Below are 352 nucleotides of genomic sequence, written 5' to 3' on the forward strand. Positions count from 1 at the left end.
GGTCCACTCTGGAAAGTGGACCACTAGCTCTTACGAAATCGGGCCTTTTACCCGGTTTCCGGCCAAATCAATGGAGCCAGTGGTCCACTCCGGAAAGTGGACCACTAGCTCACACGGAATCGGGGCTTTTTCCCTATTTTCCGGCCAAATCAACGGAGCCAGTGGTCCACTCTGGAAAGTGGACCACTAGCTCTTACGAAATAAAGGCTTTTTACCGGTTTCCGGCCAAATCTGAGGAGCCAGTGGTCCACTCCGGAGAGTGGGCCACTAGCTCATACGAAATCGGCGCTTTTCCCCCGTTTCAGGCCAAATCTAAGGAGCCAGTGGTCTACTCTGGAGAGTGGACCACTGG

Origin of the sequence: Abiotrophia sp. HMSC24B09 (genome assembly GCF_001815865.1) — a bacterium.
In the GTDB taxonomy this organism is placed as follows: Bacteria; Bacillota; Bacilli; order Lactobacillales; family Aerococcaceae; genus Abiotrophia.